The 15,730-nt window shown below is 66.8% G+C and carries 14 protein-coding genes; 12 read left to right on the forward strand and 2 right to left on the reverse strand.

Annotated features, from left to right (window positions below):
* The first annotated feature begins 194 nt into the window (after nt 1-194).
* The 7 genes from F6B43_RS17345 to F6B43_RS17375 all read left to right on the forward strand — a co-directional run bounded on the left by F6B43_RS17345 (nt 195) and on the right by F6B43_RS17375 (nt 8,327).
* Nucleotides 195-1,790, forward strand: coding sequence for a sugar ABC transporter ATP-binding protein (locus F6B43_RS17345; protein ID WP_150450271.1), 1,596 nt, complete (start codon nt 195-197; stop codon nt 1,788-1,790).
* A 47-nt stretch (nt 1,791-1,837) separates the two neighbouring features.
* Nucleotides 1,838-2,812: an ABC transporter permease gene (locus F6B43_RS17350; RefSeq protein ID WP_170285731.1), complete on the forward strand. Its 975-nt coding sequence runs from the start codon at nt 1,838-1,840 to the stop codon at nt 2,810-2,812.
* Complete coding sequence (locus F6B43_RS17355) at nt 2,812-3,843, forward strand: ABC transporter permease (RefSeq protein WP_150450273.1); 1,032 nt, start codon at nt 2,812-2,814, stop codon at nt 3,841-3,843. Before F6B43_RS17350 ends, F6B43_RS17355 begins: the two co-directional genes overlap by 1 nt.
* A gap of 117 nt (nt 3,844-3,960) precedes the next feature.
* The gene (locus F6B43_RS17360; RefSeq protein WP_170285732.1) at nt 3,961-5,079 is read left to right on the forward strand and encodes a sugar ABC transporter substrate-binding protein; all 1,119 of its coding nucleotides are present in this window, start codon (nt 3,961-3,963) and stop codon (nt 5,077-5,079) included.
* Between the two features lie 83 nt (nt 5,080-5,162).
* Entirely contained in the window at nt 5,163-6,848 is a 1,686-nt protein-coding gene (locus tag F6B43_RS17365) for a GMC family oxidoreductase (protein WP_150450275.1), read from the forward strand.
* Nucleotides 6,849-6,867: 19 nt separating this feature from the next.
* Entirely contained in the window at nt 6,868-7,566 is a 699-nt protein-coding gene (locus F6B43_RS17370) for a gluconate 2-dehydrogenase subunit 3 family protein (RefSeq protein WP_150450276.1), read from the forward strand.
* A 35-nt stretch (nt 7,567-7,601) separates the two neighbouring features.
* Complete coding sequence (locus F6B43_RS17375) at nt 7,602-8,327, forward strand: cysteine hydrolase family protein (protein WP_150450277.1); 726 nt, start codon at nt 7,602-7,604, stop codon at nt 8,325-8,327.
* Nucleotides 8,328-8,377: 50 nt separating this feature from the next.
* Here F6B43_RS17375 and F6B43_RS17380 read toward each other — a convergent pair whose 3' ends face one another.
* A complete protein-coding gene (locus F6B43_RS17380) occupies nt 8,378-9,655 on the reverse strand; it encodes an ROK family transcriptional regulator (RefSeq protein ID WP_170285733.1) in 1,278 nt (425 codons plus the stop codon).
* Nucleotides 9,656-9,784: 129 nt separating this feature from the next.
* Between F6B43_RS17380 and F6B43_RS17385 the strand changes: the two genes are divergently transcribed.
* A complete protein-coding gene (locus F6B43_RS17385; RefSeq protein WP_150450279.1) occupies nt 9,785-10,891 on the forward strand; it encodes a Gfo/Idh/MocA family oxidoreductase in 1,107 nt (368 codons plus the stop codon).
* Here F6B43_RS17385 and F6B43_RS17390 read toward each other — a convergent pair.
* Complete coding sequence (locus tag F6B43_RS17390) at nt 10,864-11,583, reverse strand: GntR family transcriptional regulator (protein ID WP_150450280.1); 720 nt, start codon at nt 11,581-11,583, stop codon at nt 10,864-10,866. The genes F6B43_RS17385 and F6B43_RS17390 overlap by 28 nt on opposite strands.
* Before the next feature lie 171 nt (nt 11,584-11,754).
* Here F6B43_RS17390 and F6B43_RS17395 point away from each other — a divergent pair, with 171 nt between their 5' ends.
* The 4 genes from F6B43_RS17395 to F6B43_RS17410 are packed head-to-tail and all read left to right on the forward strand — an operon-like array spanning nt 11,755 to nt 15,723.
* On the forward strand, nt 11,755-13,095 hold the full coding sequence (locus F6B43_RS17395; RefSeq protein WP_150450281.1) for an ABC transporter substrate-binding protein: 1,341 nt from the start codon (nt 11,755-11,757) through the stop codon (nt 13,093-13,095).
* A gap of 8 nt (nt 13,096-13,103) precedes the next feature.
* Nucleotides 13,104-14,087, forward strand: a complete 984-nt coding sequence (locus F6B43_RS17400) for a carbohydrate ABC transporter permease (protein WP_150450282.1) — start codon at nt 13,104-13,106, stop codon at nt 14,085-14,087.
* A 2-nt stretch (nt 14,088-14,089) separates the two neighbouring features.
* Nucleotides 14,090-14,896 (forward strand): carbohydrate ABC transporter permease, encoded by an 807-nt coding sequence (locus F6B43_RS17405; RefSeq protein ID WP_150450283.1) that lies wholly within the window; start codon nt 14,090-14,092, stop codon nt 14,894-14,896.
* On the forward strand, nt 14,893-15,723 hold the full coding sequence (locus tag F6B43_RS17410; RefSeq protein WP_150450284.1) for a 6-phosphogluconolactonase: 831 nt from the start codon (nt 14,893-14,895) through the stop codon (nt 15,721-15,723). Before F6B43_RS17405 ends, F6B43_RS17410 begins: the two co-directional genes overlap by 4 nt.
* The last annotated feature ends 7 nt before the right edge of the window (nt 15,724-15,730 follow it).

The following is a 15,730-nucleotide window of genomic DNA, read 5'->3' on the forward strand; positions in this document are numbered from 1 at the left end:
GCTGCCCGAAGCCCCCCGTGACCGCCGTGCGGTCGACGTTGCGACCACGGAAATCCGTGCGGGCGCAACGTTGCGCTGCAACCTGCGCAAAGCCTTCCGCCGACTGGCTCTTGCTATTTTGTCGGAAGTGTGGATTATTTATACCAGTCGTTCGTGACCCGCGACGCACGACCCCACAGCAAAGGAGCTGACGCATGGACGTAGACGTTGATTCACGCCTCGCACCAATCCCACCGGTCCTCGACGCTCGTGGCATCACGAAGCACTATGACGGCGTGACCGCGCTGAATCAGGCCAGCCTCTCGGTGCGACAGGGCGAGATCCACGCGCTTCTGGGCGGCAACGGCGCGGGGAAGTCGACGATGATCAGCATCATCTCGGGGGCGACCAAGCCCGACGAGGGCACGATCCTCCTCGGCGGCGAACCCCTCGCGATCAGCGGACCGCAGGGCGCGATCACCGCGGGCATCTCCACCATCTACCAGGAACTGTCACTGGTGCCCGCGCTCTCGGCGCTCGACAACATCTTCCTCGGCCGGGAGATCAAGCGACGCGTCCTGGGCATCCCGCTCGTCTCGGATCGGCGGCGCATGGAGAACCGCGTCCGCGATCTCGCGAAAGACTTCGGCATCTCGCGCGCTGAGCTGCACACCCCGGTATCGGAGTTCGGAGCCCTCAAGAAGCGCTCCCTCGAGATCGTCAAGGCGCTCGCCTTCGATCCGAAGGTGCTGATCCTCGATGAGCCGACCTCCGGTCTGGAAGACGCGGAGCGCGCGTCGCTCTTCGAATACATGCGGTCGCTGCGAGAGCGCAACGTGGCCCTCATCTGGGTGACGCACCACCTCGAGGAGCTTGCCGGACTCGCAGACCGCGCCACCGTCTTCCGTGACGGTCGCAATGTCGCGACGGTCGACGTCGACTCCGCCCCGATCGACACGCTCCTGACCTACATGTTCGGCGACCAGCGGGAAGAGTTCGGCGGCGGTGACACGCGGCACCTCAACCGCCTGACGCCGCTCGACGATGCCCCCGTCGTGTTGTCGGTTCGCGGTCTCTCGCGTGGGTCGCTCGCGAAAGACATCTCGTTCGAGGTGCACGAGGGTGAGGTCGTCGGCCTCGCGGGACTGGCGGGAGCGGGGCGCACCGAAGTCGTGCGGACGCTCATGGGCCTGGACGCGCGCACCGCGGGAACGGTCGAGCTGGACGGGAAGCGGATCAATCCGCGATCGTCGTCCGCCGCGTACCGTGCGGGGCTGGCGATGCTGCCCGAGGATCGCAAGCAGCTGGGGATTCTCACCGAGATGTCGATCGCGTCGAACATCTCGATCTCCAAGCTGTCGACCGTCAGCCGAGCGCGGATCTGGCTCAGCGCCGGTCGTGAGCGCGCACTCGCCGAGAAGTACGGCACGAGGCTGGGCATCAAGGCCCCGAACGTCAACACCCGCATCGGCAACCTCAGCGGTGGGAACCAGCAGAAGGCGATCGTCGCCCGGTGTCTGAACACCGCGCCGCGGCTTCTGATCTTCGACGAGCCGACGCAGGGGATCGACGTCTCGGCCAAGGTCGACGTCCATGCGCTGATCCGTCACTTCTCCGCCGACGGCGGTGCGGCGATCCTCATCGCGTCGGAGTTCGAAGAGCTCCTGGAGCTCAGCCACCGCGTGCTGGTGCTCAAGAAGGGACGCATCGTCGGCGAGATCCGCGACATTCCGAAGAAGATCGCCGCCGGCGGATTCGCGGAACTCAAATCGAAGGTGCTCGCCCTCAGCGCGGCGGGAGCGGTCGAATGAACCTCCCACCCTCGGTTGCCCGGGTCCTGAACATTCCCGGGATCCCGATGACGATCGTCCTCATCGCGGCCGTGATCGTGTTCCAGATCCTCAACCCGATCTTCCTCAGCGCCGACACGCTCGACAACTTCATGACCAACGCCGCGCCGATGCTGCTGCTGACCCTCGCGGTCGCGATCGTGATCATCGGAGGAGGCATCGACCTGTCCGTCGGGACTGTCGCGGGCCTGAGCGCGGGCACCACCATGTTCGCGCTCGTAGGCGGCGCGCCGCTCTGGCTGGGCATCGCGGTGGGCGCCCTCACCGGCCTCGTCTTCGGTCTGGTCAACGGCATCCTGGTCGCCGTCTTCCGCATCGACGACTTCATCGCGACGCTCGCGACCCTCAACATCGCGGCGGGCCTGCTCGTCGTGCTGTCGCAGGCGACGCTGCTCCAGGGCGTCACCACGCCGGGCTTCGGGGCCATCACCCGCAGCAACGTGCTCGGAGTTCCGATCGCGTTCCTCGTCGCAGCGGGGCTCTTCCTCATCGCCCACCTGCTCCTGGCCAAGACCGTGACGGGTCGCCGGCTGTATGCGATCGGCGTCTCGTCGGCCGCCTCCAACGTGGCGGGGGTGAGTGTGCCGCGCATCCGGCTGTTCACCTTCGTGATCTCCGGGCTGCTCTCGGGGGTGGCGGGCGTCCTGCTGGCATCGCGACTCGGTGCGGTCCAGGCGTTCCTGGGCATCGGGTACGAGTTCACGGCGATCGCCGGCGCTGTGGTGGGCGGTATAGCGCTCGCCGGTGGCGTCGGGAACGTCTGGGCGGCCTTCATCGGCGGCCTCTTCCTGCTGACTGTGCAACAGGGGCTTCGCCTCAACAACGTCGACCCGGTCTACTTCAGCATCGTGACCGCTCTCGCGATCGTGTTCGGGGTCATCTTCGATCGGCAGGTCCGGCGAGTGCTGCTGCGGGGCGCCCTGGCAAGAACAGCCGCCGCGCTCGCAGACCGCGACGTGACCACCAAGGAAGGTGCACGCTGATGTCCGATGCAGCTCCCGAGCAGAGTCGCCTCCGCTCGATCGTCGAGCGAGTCCTGGTCGACCCGACCCTCGGAGTCGTGGTGCTCCTGGTGGTCTTCGCGATCTTCGCCGCGGTCGCACTCCCGGTGTTCTACGCCGGCAACAACCTGTTCAACCTTCTGGGCAGCTCGATCACGGTCATGATTCTGGCGATCGGGGTCACCGTCGTGCTGATCTCGGGCGGGATCGACCTCTCGGTCGGTGCGGTGATGGCGCTGTGCGCAGGAGCCGCGGCAACCGCCATGCGTCTCGGCGCGCCGGTCTTCCTCGCCTTCATCACGGCCCTCGTCGTCGGGATCGCGGCCGGACTGCTCAACGGATTGCTCGTCACCCGGGTCGGTCTCCCCGACTTCATCGCGACGCTGTCGACCCTCGGGTTCGCCAGCGGCGTCCTCTACATCCTGACGCAGGGCGTTCCGATCATCGGCTACATGACACCCGAGTTCCGGCTCGTCGGCGGGCTCCAGCCGATCCTCGGACCCGTGACCCTGCCGATGGTCATCGCGCTGGTGCTCGCCCTGCTCGTCGGGTGGCTGCTGCGCAGCACAGCCCTCGGAACGCGGTTCTTCGCGGTGGGCAGCAACGCGATCGCGGCCCGTCAGTCGGGAATCCCGGTGCGCTGGCTCAAGACGCAGGCGTACATCGTGAGCGGCACATGCGCCGCGATCGCCGGGATCATCCTGGCCGGCCGGAACAACAACGTTCCCGCCGACCTCGGAACCGGGTACGAGATCCAGGCGATCTCGGCCGCCATCATCGGGGGAGCATCGCTCATGGGCGGGCGCGGACGCGTGCTCGGAGCTGTGCTCGGAGCACTCACGCTCGCTCTCGCGATCAACATCATCAACCTCGTGGGCGTCCCCTCGAGCTACCAGAAGATCGTCATCGGCGTCATCCTGCTGCTCGCAGTGGGCGCCAACTTCGTCAGCGATCGCGTCCGCGCCGCTGTTCTGCGCAGTCGCGCCGCACGTCTCTCACGCACCGTCGCCTGAGAGAAAACCCACGCCGGCACGGCGCCGGCGCGCACCGAGAGGAATCACATGTTTCACAGGAATGAGATCACCGACACCGGTCGGCGTAGTGCCCGGCGGCGCGTAGCCGCCGCCGCGATGACCGCCGTGTTCGCGATGGTCCTTGCCGGCTGCACGGTCGCCAATACCAACACCGGCAACGGCGGCGGCGGGTCTGACGGCAGTGCGGCCGCCGGAGCCAGCTGTGGCAGCCAGGCGACCCAGGACGCCATCACGAAAGCCGTCGATGGACGCACGATCAAGATCGGCTACACGCCGCCGATCCTGTCCGAGTTCTACACCCAGGTGGAGAAGGCCGCTCACAACCGCATGAAGTACTACGCGGACTGCTACGGCGTGAAGTGGGAGTGGTCGCGCCAGGGCGCGCTCAACGATGCGCACTCCGGCGTCGAGGCGGTCGGGATCGTCGAGAACTTCATCTCGAACGGGTTCGACGCGGTCTTCGTCTGCTCCGCAGCCCCGCACTCGACGATGCAGGAGATCTACGAGACCGGGTCGAAGTCGGGCGTGGACTTCTACCAGTTCAACTCCACCGAAGAGCTCGAGAACCCCTCGCAGGCGACCGATCCCACCGGTGGACTGCACACCGTCTCGAACATCGGCTACGACGACCGCTGGCAGTCCGGCTACATCGCAGGGCAGTACATCGCCGGCCTTCTGAAGGGTCAGGGCCAGATCGTCCAGATCCTCGGGCCGTCGGGCTCGGACTGGACCAAGCTGCGTCAGCAGGGGTTCGAGGCCGCGATCGCCGAGTTCCCCGACATGACGATCGTCGGCTCCGCCGATGGCGGCTACGTCCGTGACAAGGGACTCACCGCCGCCCAGGACCTCCTGACGAAGTTCCCCGAGATCGACGCGATCTACGGCGAGAACGAGGACATGGCGCTCGGGGCATCGCAGGCGATCGACCTCGCCGGCCTGAAGCACTGGGACGGCAGCCAGGGAATCATCACGATCGGCGCTGACGGACTGATCTCCGGCATGGACTCGATCCGCGACGGCAAGCTCACCGCGACGGTGGACGTCAACTCGATCGAGATGGGCACGACCATGGTCGACACGCTCTTCCAGCACGAGGTGCTGGGCATGACCGTGTCGCAGTTCATCCGCATCCCCACGGTGGTCGTCGACAAGGCGAACGTCGACTGGGCCGAGGGCCTGATCGCCGACGCCATGGCCGGAGCGGGCAGCTACTGAGCGACCGGGCGGGGCGTCTCGCCGACCGGGGCGCCCCGCCCACCCAGACACGAGAGCACGAGACACGAGAGAAGAGGTAGGAAATGGTGAAGCGACTGGATGCCGTCGATGTCGTCATCGTCGGGCTCGGCGCCGGCGGGGGCCCCGCGGCCAAGGTGCTGTCCGAGGCGGGTTACTCCGTCGTCGGATTCGACAAGGGCCCGTGGCTGCGCAATAGCGAGCACTACTCGGGCGACGAGCTGAAGTTCCAGAACCGCAGCTATCTGTGGCCCGACGTCGATCTGATGCCCCGGACGGTGCGCAGGGACGAGAGCTCGGAGAGCCGGATCTTCAACTTCTCGCCGGTCCCGTCGGCGGTCGGGGGAGGTACGACGCACATGGCCGGCTGGACTCCGCGGCCGCGGCCCTCCGATTTCATCATGCGCACGCTGCACGGTGACATCGAGGGTGCGAGCCTCGCGGACTGGCCGTACCGGTACGACGACCTCGAGCCCTACCTGACCAAGGTGGAGTGGAGCTACGGCATCTCCGGTCTCGACGGCGCGGAGGTCGGTGCCGGCTTCCGCTCGCGCCGGTACCCCAGCGGTCCCCTCGGACCGACGAAGTTCGGCCTGAAGTTCTACGAAGGCTGCCGCAAGCTCGGCATCAACGCGATGCCGCTGCCGATGAGCCACCTCACGGAGCGCAACGAGCTCGGTCGCAAAGCGGTGAACCGTTCGAGCTTCTGGAATCAGTACGGCGACCCCACCGAGACGCGCTCGACCGTGGCGACCACCTACATCCCCGAGGCGCTGGCCACGGGAAACTTCGAGGTGCGGGCCGACAGCTTCGTCCGCGAGGTCACGGTCGGTCCGGACGGCAAGGCCACCGGGGTGATCTACATCAATCCGGATGGCTCGGAAGAAGAGCAGCGCGCGCGCGTCGTCATCCTCGCCCTCGGAGCGATCGAGAGCGCCCGGCTCATGCTCATGTCGAAGTCGCCCCTGTTCCCGGACGGAATCGCCAATGACTCGGGTCTGGTCGGCAAGAACGCGACCTTCCACGAGTACCTCTTCGCGGTCGGGCTCTTCGACAAAGAGCTCAGCGACCCCCTCAACGGGTTCACCGGGAACTATCAGAGCGGCGGCTCGATGCATTTCTACGAGACCGACGAATCGCGCGGCCACATCGGTGGCGGCATCATCGCCACCACGCAGATCGGCCAGCCGATCAATCCGATCCTCCCCGGCAAACCCATCTGGGGTGAGGCAGCCAAAGACGCCGACCGCGACTACTTCCTGCACTCGATGAAGATCGGCATGATCCTCCAGGACCTGCCGCAGGAGACGAACCGCGTCGATCTGGATCCCGTGGTGAAGGACCGCTGGGGGATGCCGGTGGCCCGGATCACGAACAAGCCCCACGCGAACGATACGGCCATGAGCAAGTGGCAGATCGACAAGAACGTCGAGATCCTCGAGGCCGCAGGCGCGGTGCGCACGATGCCCGTCTACCTCGGCGACGAGTTCACCGGGAACGCGTGTCACCAGCACGGCACAGTGCGGATGGGCACCGACCCCGCGAAGTCCGTCCTCAACGAGTGGGCTCAGGCGCACTCCGTCGAGAACCTCTTCGTGCTCGACGGATCGGGCTTCGCCACAGCACTCGGCGTCAACCCGACGCTGACGATCATGGCCCACTCGTGGAGGGCAGCCGACTACATCGCCTCCACGTATCTCAAGGGTCGCAGCGAGCGACTCGTCCTCGAGCCCGTGTCCATCTCGGGCTGATGCGAAAAGGAGCGAAGCGATGACATCCAAATCCGAATGGAAGAAGCTCGATCTTCAGATCGATCCGGACAGCGATGAGCGGCTGTTCTTCTCGCCGCACGAGTGGGAGACCGTCGAAGCGGCCGCCGCGCGGATCATTCCGACCGACCACGACCCCGGCGCGAGAGAAGCGCGCGCCGTCGTGTTCATCGATCGGTACCTCTCCGGCATCGAGTACGTGTACGCCGCCGCCGATGGCAGCGGGTTCCTGCAGCTCGCGGGCCCCGAGGCCGACGCCGCACGTGCCCGCAACGCGGTGATGAAGCAGCTCTATCGCGACGGCATCCTCCAGCTGGACGAGATCGCGCGGCGTCACGGAGCCGAGGACTTCATCCACGCGGACGAGTCCGCTCAGGACGAGATCCTCGTCGAACTGAGCGGAAGCCCGAAGCCGAGTCACGTCCGCCTGGACGAGCACGAAGTGTTCTATTCGCGGCTTCAGGGCAACACCGATCAGGGGAAGCCCTTCTTCGAGACCCTGTGCTTCCACGTGCGGCAGGGCTTCTACGCCGACCCGGTGTACGGCGGCAACAAGGACCGGATCGGCTGGAAGGTCATCGGGTTCCCCGGGCCCGAATCGCTGAAGGACACGATGGACGGCACCTATACGACGGCGCCGTTCTTCGCAGACGAGTGGGACTGGAACGAACTCCTGCTCAGCTACAACCCACCGGCGTAAGTCCGGGCGGACCATTAGGAAGGGAAGAAGGACCCATGGCGAACTTCGCTGAAAAACTCGATCGATATGTCGACCGCACGTATCGATTGATCCCGGACAAGATCGACCTGAGCCGGACGACCGTGCACATGCTGGACGTGCAGAACCTGTGCCTCGACAGACGGGGCGCGGACTATGTGCAGAGCGTGGGCGGCGCACCCTCGGGCGAGGAGACCCTCGTCCAGGCGAAACGGTGCCTCGATGCGGCCCGCGCGAACGACCTGACCGTGAACTGGTCGATGTGGGGGATGGATCCCGGCGGATTCGACATCGGCCTGTGGGGCGTGAAGTACCCGGACTGGAAGCGCCCGGACTCGCCCTTCAACCACGGGACCTTCGACGGCGCTCTGTGCGATGGGTTCGTGCCGGCGAGCAACGAAGCCGTGCTCAAGAAGCATCGCAACAGCAGCTTCTTCGAATCGCCGCTCAACTCCTGGCTCACGACCGCCGGCACGGATTACCTCGTGATCGTCGGCTCGTCGACGGGCAACTGCGTCCCGACGACCGCGCGGGACGGATTCGAGCTCGGCTACAAGGTGATCGTGGTCGCCGACTCCGGCACCGCGATCCCGCTCAACTGGCACGGGCGCAATCCCGAGTACGACCACGAGGTCCCCGAGGGCTACGGGCAGTACTGGGAGGGCCTCCGCAACATGCAGGCCCAGTACGCGGATGTGCTCACGACGGACGAGTTCCTCGCCCTGATCGACGCGTCGCGGTGACCGACAGCGGGGGATGCCTCACCGGTGGTGAGACATCCCCCGCTCTCTCGTCATGACTCGTTGACCTGGCGCGAATCGCCTTGGCGCTCCTCTTCGGGCCACTCGATGCTTCCCGGGTCGCCGAGCAGGGGACCGAAGGCGAGCTCTGCCGCTCCGATCAGGAGGATCTCCGAGCCCAGGGTGGGACGCGTGATTCGCACCGTCGCATACTGCGGGGCGAGGGTCTCGCGCGCGATGACGCTGCGCAGCCGCACGGGCTCGGCCTCCAGGAGAGAGCCGAGGAATCCACCCAGGACGATGAGGTCGGGATTGAAGATCGTCACCATTGTCCCGAGCGCCGTGCCGAGAGCCTCGATCTGACGATCGATCTCCTGCTGGGCGAGGGCTGTCCGGCGCTCGGCGAGGACCTCGTCGAGGCGATGGAAGTCGCGGCGATCGAGGCCGAGACTCTGCACGAGGGCGTCGCGGTTGACCTCTGATTCCAGGGTTCCCTGCAAGCCCGCCGAGTCTCTGGACCCGCCGCTGCGGATGCGGAAGTGCCCGAGTTCCCCGGCGTAGCCGTTGGACCCCTTCACGGCGTGCCCACCGGAGACGATCCCGCCCCCGATGCGGTTGGCTCCGCCGTTCAGGTAGATGACGCTGCCGACGTGTGAGCCTCCGCCGAAATTCGTCTCCGCGAGGAGTCCGAGGTGCGCGTCGTTTGCGACCCGCACCGGCAGGCCCGTCGCCGACTCGAGCTCGGCCGCGAGCGGCTCTGCCCGCCAGCCGAGCTGCGGCGCCAGAGAGACCGAGCCGTCCTCGTCGTTGGTCAGCCCTGGCACGGCGACACCGACGCCGATCACCTGGGTGTCTTCGGGGAGCATCGAGAGGATCCCCTGGATGATCACCGAGACGATCGACACGGTCTCGCGCATCGTCTGCGCCGACCCCGTCTCGTAGTGGATCACTTTTCGGACCTTGCCGCCGAGTCCGACGACCCCGACCGTGATCGCATCCACCTCCGGCACCACCGCGATCGCGAAGACGCGATCGCTGACGGCCACATCGACACTCGGCCGGCCTACGGACTTCTTCGTGCCGTCGTCGACCGTGCGCTGAGGCTCGACCGCGAGCCCCAGGTCGATCAGCTCGTTCACGAGGATCGTCACGGTGGATCTGTTGAGGCCCGTCACGCCGGCGAGGGTGCTTCGCGAGATCGGCCCGTCGCGATGAAGTCGTACGAGGATCGCCGAGAGATTGTGTGCACGGAGTCTGTCGAGGTTCGAGCCCTTGACGGCGCCGAACCTCCGCAGCGGCTGCGCATCGTGGCGATCTGTCGGTTCCTGCACGTCGGTCTCCCGTCCCCCTCTGAGAGCGCATCGTCTTGTCCACAGGCCTGGCAACTTGCCTGCGATGCTACACCTCTCCATTTTACTTCACGCTTGCGCGAAATGTGTCGTGATGCCTACTATCGCCCTATGACGAGCATTGACGCCGCAGCGACGCGCCACCCCATTCGTACGGCGATCGTGGGCTACGGCCTGTCGGGCAAAGTCTTCCACGGCCCGTTCGTGAAGGCCGACGATGACTTCGAGGTATCAGCGATCGTGACCTCCGATTCGGCGAGGCGGGCCGATGCCCTCGTGGATCATCCCCAAGCCCGGGTTTATTCGACCTTCGACCAATTGCTCGACACCGAGACGGATCTCGATCTCGTGATCCTCTCCAGCCCGCCCGACACGCACGTCGATTTCGCTGCACGTGCCCTGTCGCGTGGCGCCGCCGTGATCGTGGACAAGCCGTTCGTCGCCACCGTCGACCAGGCGCGCACTCTCGAGCAAGCCGCGGCCGCGGCCGGTCGGCCCCTCATGGTGTTCCACAACCGCAGGTGGGACGGCGACTTCCTCACTCTTCAGCGACTTCTCGCAGAAGGGATGCTCGGCGAGGTGTTCGCGTTCGAGTCGGCGTTCGAGCACTGGGCCCCTGTGGCCACGAGCGGCTGGAAGGACCAGCTGCCCGCAAGCGACGGGGGCGGGGTCGCGTACGACCTCGGCAGTCACCTGATCGATCAGGCTCTCGTGCTGTTCGGGCCCGCGGAGGTGCGTTCGGCCAGTGTGCGGAGCGTCCGTCACGGAGGCAACGACGACCACACCCGGATAGATCTGCGGCACGAGAGCGGGGTCGAGTCGAGCCTCCTGATGAGTCGCGTGAGCCGCGGCCTGGGTCCTCGGTTCCGAGTCCTGGGAACGAAGGGGTCGTTCACCTCGGCGGGACTCGATGGACAAGAGCCCGCGCTCGTCGCCGGCGTGACGCCGAGCGATCCCTCGTACGGGGTCACGCCGGAATCGGGTTACGGCACGCTCGAGGCAGAGGGCCCGGACGGCATGACCACGCTCCGGGTCCCGATGGAGCGAGGGGACTATCCGGAGTTCTACCGCAGGGCGGCGCGCGCGATTCGCGAGGGCGGCGCTGAGCCGGTGTCGCTGGAGGATGCGATCGCGGTCGTGCGCCTCCTCGAGGTCAGCACTTCCTCGGCGGAGACCCGTGCCTCCGGGGCTCACGCCCTCCGGAACAGATCCGCCTGAAACCGGTACGCGTCGCCGCGGTACTTGTTTACCCCCACCAGCACGGGCACGCCCTCGGCGGTGTAGGCGATCTCTTCGCCGACGAGGATCGGGGCGCCGACCGTCGTGTTCAGCAGCTTCGCGAGTGCGCTATCCGCGGTCGCGGCGGTGACGCTGTAGGCGCTCCGGTAGATCGTGATGCCGCACAGCTCGCGCAGCGTTTCGTAGAGCGACACATCGTCGAGGACGGCACCGGCGAGCTGGGGTGCGCGCTGCTCGGGCACGACCACGACGTCGAAGCAGACGGGGGTGCCGTCCATCCCGCGCAGCCTGTTGATCTGGATGACGGGTGACGCCGGCGCGATCCTGAGGCGCTCGGCCTCGTCGAGCGTCGCGGTGCGGACGGCGTGGTGCATGACCCGTGCCGTCGGCCGGAGCCCGCGCGCCTTGGCCATCTCGGTGAAGGACTGGAGGGTGCTCGGCGGCTCGCCCAGCACGTTCGCGGGTACGAACCAGCCGCGCTGCGCAGATCGTGTGAGGCGCCCCTCCGTCTCGAGAGCTCCGAGCGCGGACCGCAGCGTGACGCGGCTGATGCCGAGCCGGTCGGCGAGCTCGCGCTCACCGGGGAGCCGGGCACCGGAGGCGAACACTCCGACGTTCAGTTCCTGAGTCAGCTGGTCGTACGCCTGGGTGGCGGCGGGCGAGAGGGTCATGACGCCAGACGGTACCACATGCTCCAACTGGTTGACCACTACGAGTGAATTGTGCACAACTGGACTAACTGGTTCTCAGGTGTTAGCGTGCCTATGCGGTGCCCGCCGCGACGGCCAAACCAGCTGATTGCACCTGGTCTGCCACCTTTCACGAACACGATGGAGTGAAGAATGAGTTCAAAGAAGGCACGCGCCGCTGCAGTGGCAGCGACGGGCGCGATCGCGCTGCTGGCGATCACCGCCTGTGCGCCGGGTGGCGGCTCAGCCGGCCCTGCGGCGCCCACCACCGTATCGGACGACGTCGCCGCGGCCGGCGATGTGACCCTCAAGCTCTCGGACTTCTGGGGCTCGGCCGAGCAGGACTGGATCGTCTCGCTCATCGACCAGTTCGAGGCGAAGTACCCCAACGTCACGATCGAGCGCACGCAAGAGGACTGGGGCCAGCTCACCAGCACGCTGAATCTTCAGATGCAGGACGCCGGGGGCCCCGACATCGCGACCGCCAACAACGGCTGGTCGTCACTGGGCACGCTCGCCAAAGGCAACCTCGTGCTGAACCTGGACGCCTACGCCGACCTGTACGGCTGGAACGACAGCGTGCCGACCACGATCGCCCGCCAGAACAAGTTCACGACCGACTTCTCGAAGATCGGCGAGGGCTCGTGGTACTCCACGCCGCAGGCGCGTGCGTCTCTCATCGGCGTCTACTACAACGCCGACCTCCTGACGCAGCTCGGCATCGCCGTGCCGAAGACTCTCGACGACCTCGAGACCGCGGCGGCCGCGGTCAAGGCCGCCGGCCAGATTCCCTTCAACTACAGCGGCCTCGACGGGAACACCGCGTCGCTGCTGGGCCTGCAGACCGTGTACGGCAGCGAGGCCGACATCAACGACTTCGTCTACGGCGACCCGGATGTGACGGCAGCCCAGACGGGCCTCACGAAGGCGGCGACGACCCTGCAGAAGTGGAACGCGAACGGGTGGCTGACCCCGAACTTCGAGGGCATCGACTACCAGACCTCGCTCGCCGACTACCTCGACGGCAAGGGTGTGTTCCGGTTCGACTACACCGGTTCGCTCGGCCTCAGCGGAGACCAGCTCAACAAGTTCGGCTACGTGCAGCTGCCGCAGGCGGAGGGAAGCACGACCGTCGGGGTGGGGGCCGCACCGGGTGCCATGGTGATCTCGGCCAAGTGCGCGCATCCTGATGTCGCCGCCGCGTTCCTCAACTTCCTGATGTCGAAGGATGCCAGCCAGAAGGCCGCAGACCTGGGTCTTGTGCCCGCGCTGAACGATGTCACGACGCCGGACGTGTTGAGCCAGCGGAGTGAGGCGGCAGCGACCGCAACGCTCGACGCCGACGACGGATACGTGCCGTACTTCGACTGGTCGAGCCCGACGATGCTCGACATCCTCAGCCAGAACACGCAGCTGCTGCTGGCCGGCAAGACCACACCCGACGACTTCTCGAAGGCCGTCGACGCCGACCGCAACGCATTCCTGGCGGGCTGACCACCCCCATGAGCATTGCGCAGGCAGGGGCCGCCCTCTCTTCGGGAACGGGGGACGGCGGCCCGGGTGGTGACCAGACAGATACCAGGGCGATCCTGAGCCGCCCCCGCCGGACACGCGGATCGCACGCCCGACGCCGGATGCGGTGGGCCGGTCTGCTGTTCGCGGCGCCCGGGCTGCTCATCTACGCCGGCGTCGTGCTGTGGCCGCTGATCCAATCGGTGCAGTACTCGTTCTACAAGTGGGACGGGATCACGACGGCGGTCTGGGTCGGGTTCGACAACTACCTGGCCTTCTTCACCGATCCGGTGCTGCGCTCGACGCTCGGCAACGTGCTCGTGCTGATCGGCTTCTTCGCCCTGCTGCCGATCGCCCTCGGACTCCTGTCGGCCGCCCTCATCACGACGGGCAAGCGACCGGGCATGGCTGTCTTCCGGTGGATCTTCTTCCTGCCCCAGGTGCTCACGAGCGTCGTGATCGCGCTGCTCTTCAAGCGGATGTACGCACCGGAGGGCCCGATCAACGAAGCCCTTCGCGCCGTCGGCCTCGACGCCCTGACCAAGAACTGGCTCGGCGACTTCACGTGGGCGCTTCCCGCGGTCGGCCTGATCGGCACGTGGGTCACCTTCGGGTTCTGCATGGTGCTGTTCATCGCGGGCGCCTCGTCGATCTCGCCGGATCTGTACGAAGCGGCTCGGATGGACGGCGCAGGGCCGATCCGCGAGTTCTTCGCCGTCACGCTGCCCGGGTTGCGCGGCCAGATCGCCGTCGCGCTCACCCTCACGATCACCGCCGCGCTGCGCGCGTTCGACCTCGTATGGATCACGACCCGCGGCGGACCGGGCACCTCCACGCTCACCCCCGCGGTCGCGCTGTACAAGGCCGCCTTCGTCAACCCGGACGTCGGCCAGGCTGCTGCCATCGGTGTGGTCATGGCCGTCCTCTGCCTGATCATCGCCATCGTCATCACGCGCGTGGCGGACAAGGAGTGAACATGTCCGTACGCGCAGAGAAGACATGGACCTACGTCATCCTCACCGTCATGGCACTCATCGTGCTCTGGCCGGTCGGCACCTTCATCGCGGCCGCGCTCAGCCCCGACCGTGCCGGCCGCCCCTCGGCGGACCTGCAGTGGGGCAACTTCGTGACGGCCTGGACCGATGCGGAATTCGCCCGGTCGATGACCGTCTCGCTCATCATCACGCTCGCGGTCGTCGTGCTCGGCGTGATCCTCGCCCTGCTGGGCGGCTACGCCTTCGGCGTGCTCGGCGTGGTCGCCGACCGCGTGCTGTTCCCCCTGATCCTGCTCGGCATGATGATCTCGCTCGAAGCGATCATCGTGCCGCTCTACTACCAGTTCCGCACGCTGGGCCTGACGGACAATCTGCTCGGCGTGATCCTCATCCACGTCGGTATGGGCGTACCGTTCGGCATCTTCTGGATGCGCGCGGCGTTCCGCGCCCTGCCCCGCGGCATCTTCGAGTCCGCAGAGATGGACGGCGCAAGCCCGATGCGGATGCTGTGGTCCATCGCAGTTCCGAACCTCATGCCCGCGATCTACACATTCATCCTCTTGAGCTTCATGTGGACGTGGAACGACTACTTCCTGTCGCTCGTGTTCCTGCACGGAGACAACCAGACCGCGACCGTCGCCCTCGGCGTGTTCCAGGGCAAATACGTCACGCAGATCAACCTCATGGCCGCCGGTGGCCTGATCGTCGCCGCGCCCGTCCTCATCCTGTACGTGATCTTCCAGAGGAAGTTCATCTCGGGAATGCTCGCCGGGGCGATCAAGGAATGACCGGCACCCCGCTCGAATCGACCGAAGGCAGCACTGTGCAGTTGACCCCCGAGATCCTTGACGACCGCGATGCCGTCGGCGCAGCCGTGGCGGACGGCATCGTCCGCCGGATGGCCGCGAACGGCGGCGCCCCGTTCCTGCTGGGCTGCCCGAGCGGCCGCACCGCGGTGCCGGTGTACGAGGCGCTCGCCCGCCACGCGGCCGGCGGCGCCGATCTGTCGAACCTCGTGATCGTCATGATGGACGACTACGTCCTGGCCGACGAGCGGGGTGTGTACCGCACGGTCGACCCTGACGCGTCGTACTCGTGCCTCGGCTTCGCGCGCCGCGAGATCCTCGCCCCGATCGCCGATGCGAGCGTACGTGCGGGGTCGACGCCGCCGACGGAGATCTGGACGGCAGATCCGACAGACCCGGCGGCCTACGACGCCCGGATCGCCGCGGCAGGCGGGATCGACCTCTTTCTGCTCGCATCCGGCGACAGCGACGGCCACGTCGCGTTCAACCAGCCGGGAACCCCGCGCGGAGCGAAGACCCACATCGTCGAGCTCGGCGAACTCACGCGTCGTGACAACATGAACACGTTCCCCGAGTTCACCGATCTCGCGATGGTTCCGCGCTACGGAGTCACGGTCGGCGTCGACACGATCGCCGGCCAATCGGCCGAGGTCGTCATGATCCTGTGCGGCGAGCACAAGCAGGGCGCGTACCGCGAACTCGTCGCCGCCACCCGTTACGAGCCCGACTGGCCAGCCACCATCGTGACCGAGTGCCGGCGCGCGACGTTCCTGGTCGATCGGGCCGCAGCCGCTGCGGCCCGGGTCTGAGGAAGAC

The sequence above is a fragment of the Microbacterium rhizomatis genome (genome assembly GCF_008710745.1).
GTDB lineage: Bacteria > Actinomycetota > Actinomycetes > Actinomycetales > Microbacteriaceae > Microbacterium > Microbacterium rhizomatis.

What these genes read in the sequence shown, in the direction of transcription:
- F6B43_RS17365 (WP_150450275.1), top strand. Translation starts at nt 5,163, where the DNA reads ATGGTGAAGCGACTGGATGCCGTCGATGTCGTCATCGTCGGGCTCGGC.
- F6B43_RS17375 (WP_150450277.1), top strand. Translation starts at nt 7,602, where the DNA reads ATGGCGAACTTCGCTGAAAAACTCGATCGATATGTCGACCGCACGTAT.
- F6B43_RS17400 (WP_150450282.1), top strand. Translation starts at nt 13,104, where the DNA reads ATGAGCATTGCGCAGGCAGGGGCCGCCCTCTCTTCGGGAACGGGGGAC.
- F6B43_RS17360 (WP_170285732.1), top strand. Translation starts at nt 3,961, where the DNA reads ATGACCGCCGTGTTCGCGATGGTCCTTGCCGGCTGCACGGTCGCCAAT.
- F6B43_RS17390 (WP_150450280.1), bottom strand. Translation starts at nt 11,583, where the DNA reads ATGACCCTCTCGCCCGCCGCCACCCAGGCGTACGACCAGCTGACTCAG.
- F6B43_RS17405 (WP_150450283.1), top strand. Translation starts at nt 14,090, where the DNA reads ATGTCCGTACGCGCAGAGAAGACATGGACCTACGTCATCCTCACCGTC.
- F6B43_RS17350 (WP_170285731.1), top strand. Translation starts at nt 1,838, where the DNA reads ATGACGATCGTCCTCATCGCGGCCGTGATCGTGTTCCAGATCCTCAAC.
- F6B43_RS17410 (WP_150450284.1), top strand. Translation starts at nt 14,893, where the DNA reads ATGACCGGCACCCCGCTCGAATCGACCGAAGGCAGCACTGTGCAGTTG.
- F6B43_RS17385 (WP_150450279.1), top strand. Translation starts at nt 9,785, where the DNA reads ATGACGAGCATTGACGCCGCAGCGACGCGCCACCCCATTCGTACGGCG.
- F6B43_RS17345 (WP_150450271.1), top strand. Translation starts at nt 195, where the DNA reads ATGGACGTAGACGTTGATTCACGCCTCGCACCAATCCCACCGGTCCTC.
- F6B43_RS17395 (WP_150450281.1), top strand. Translation starts at nt 11,755, where the DNA reads ATGAGTTCAAAGAAGGCACGCGCCGCTGCAGTGGCAGCGACGGGCGCG.
- F6B43_RS17355 (WP_150450273.1), top strand. Translation starts at nt 2,812, where the DNA reads ATGTCCGATGCAGCTCCCGAGCAGAGTCGCCTCCGCTCGATCGTCGAG.
- F6B43_RS17370 (WP_150450276.1), top strand. Translation starts at nt 6,868, where the DNA reads ATGACATCCAAATCCGAATGGAAGAAGCTCGATCTTCAGATCGATCCG.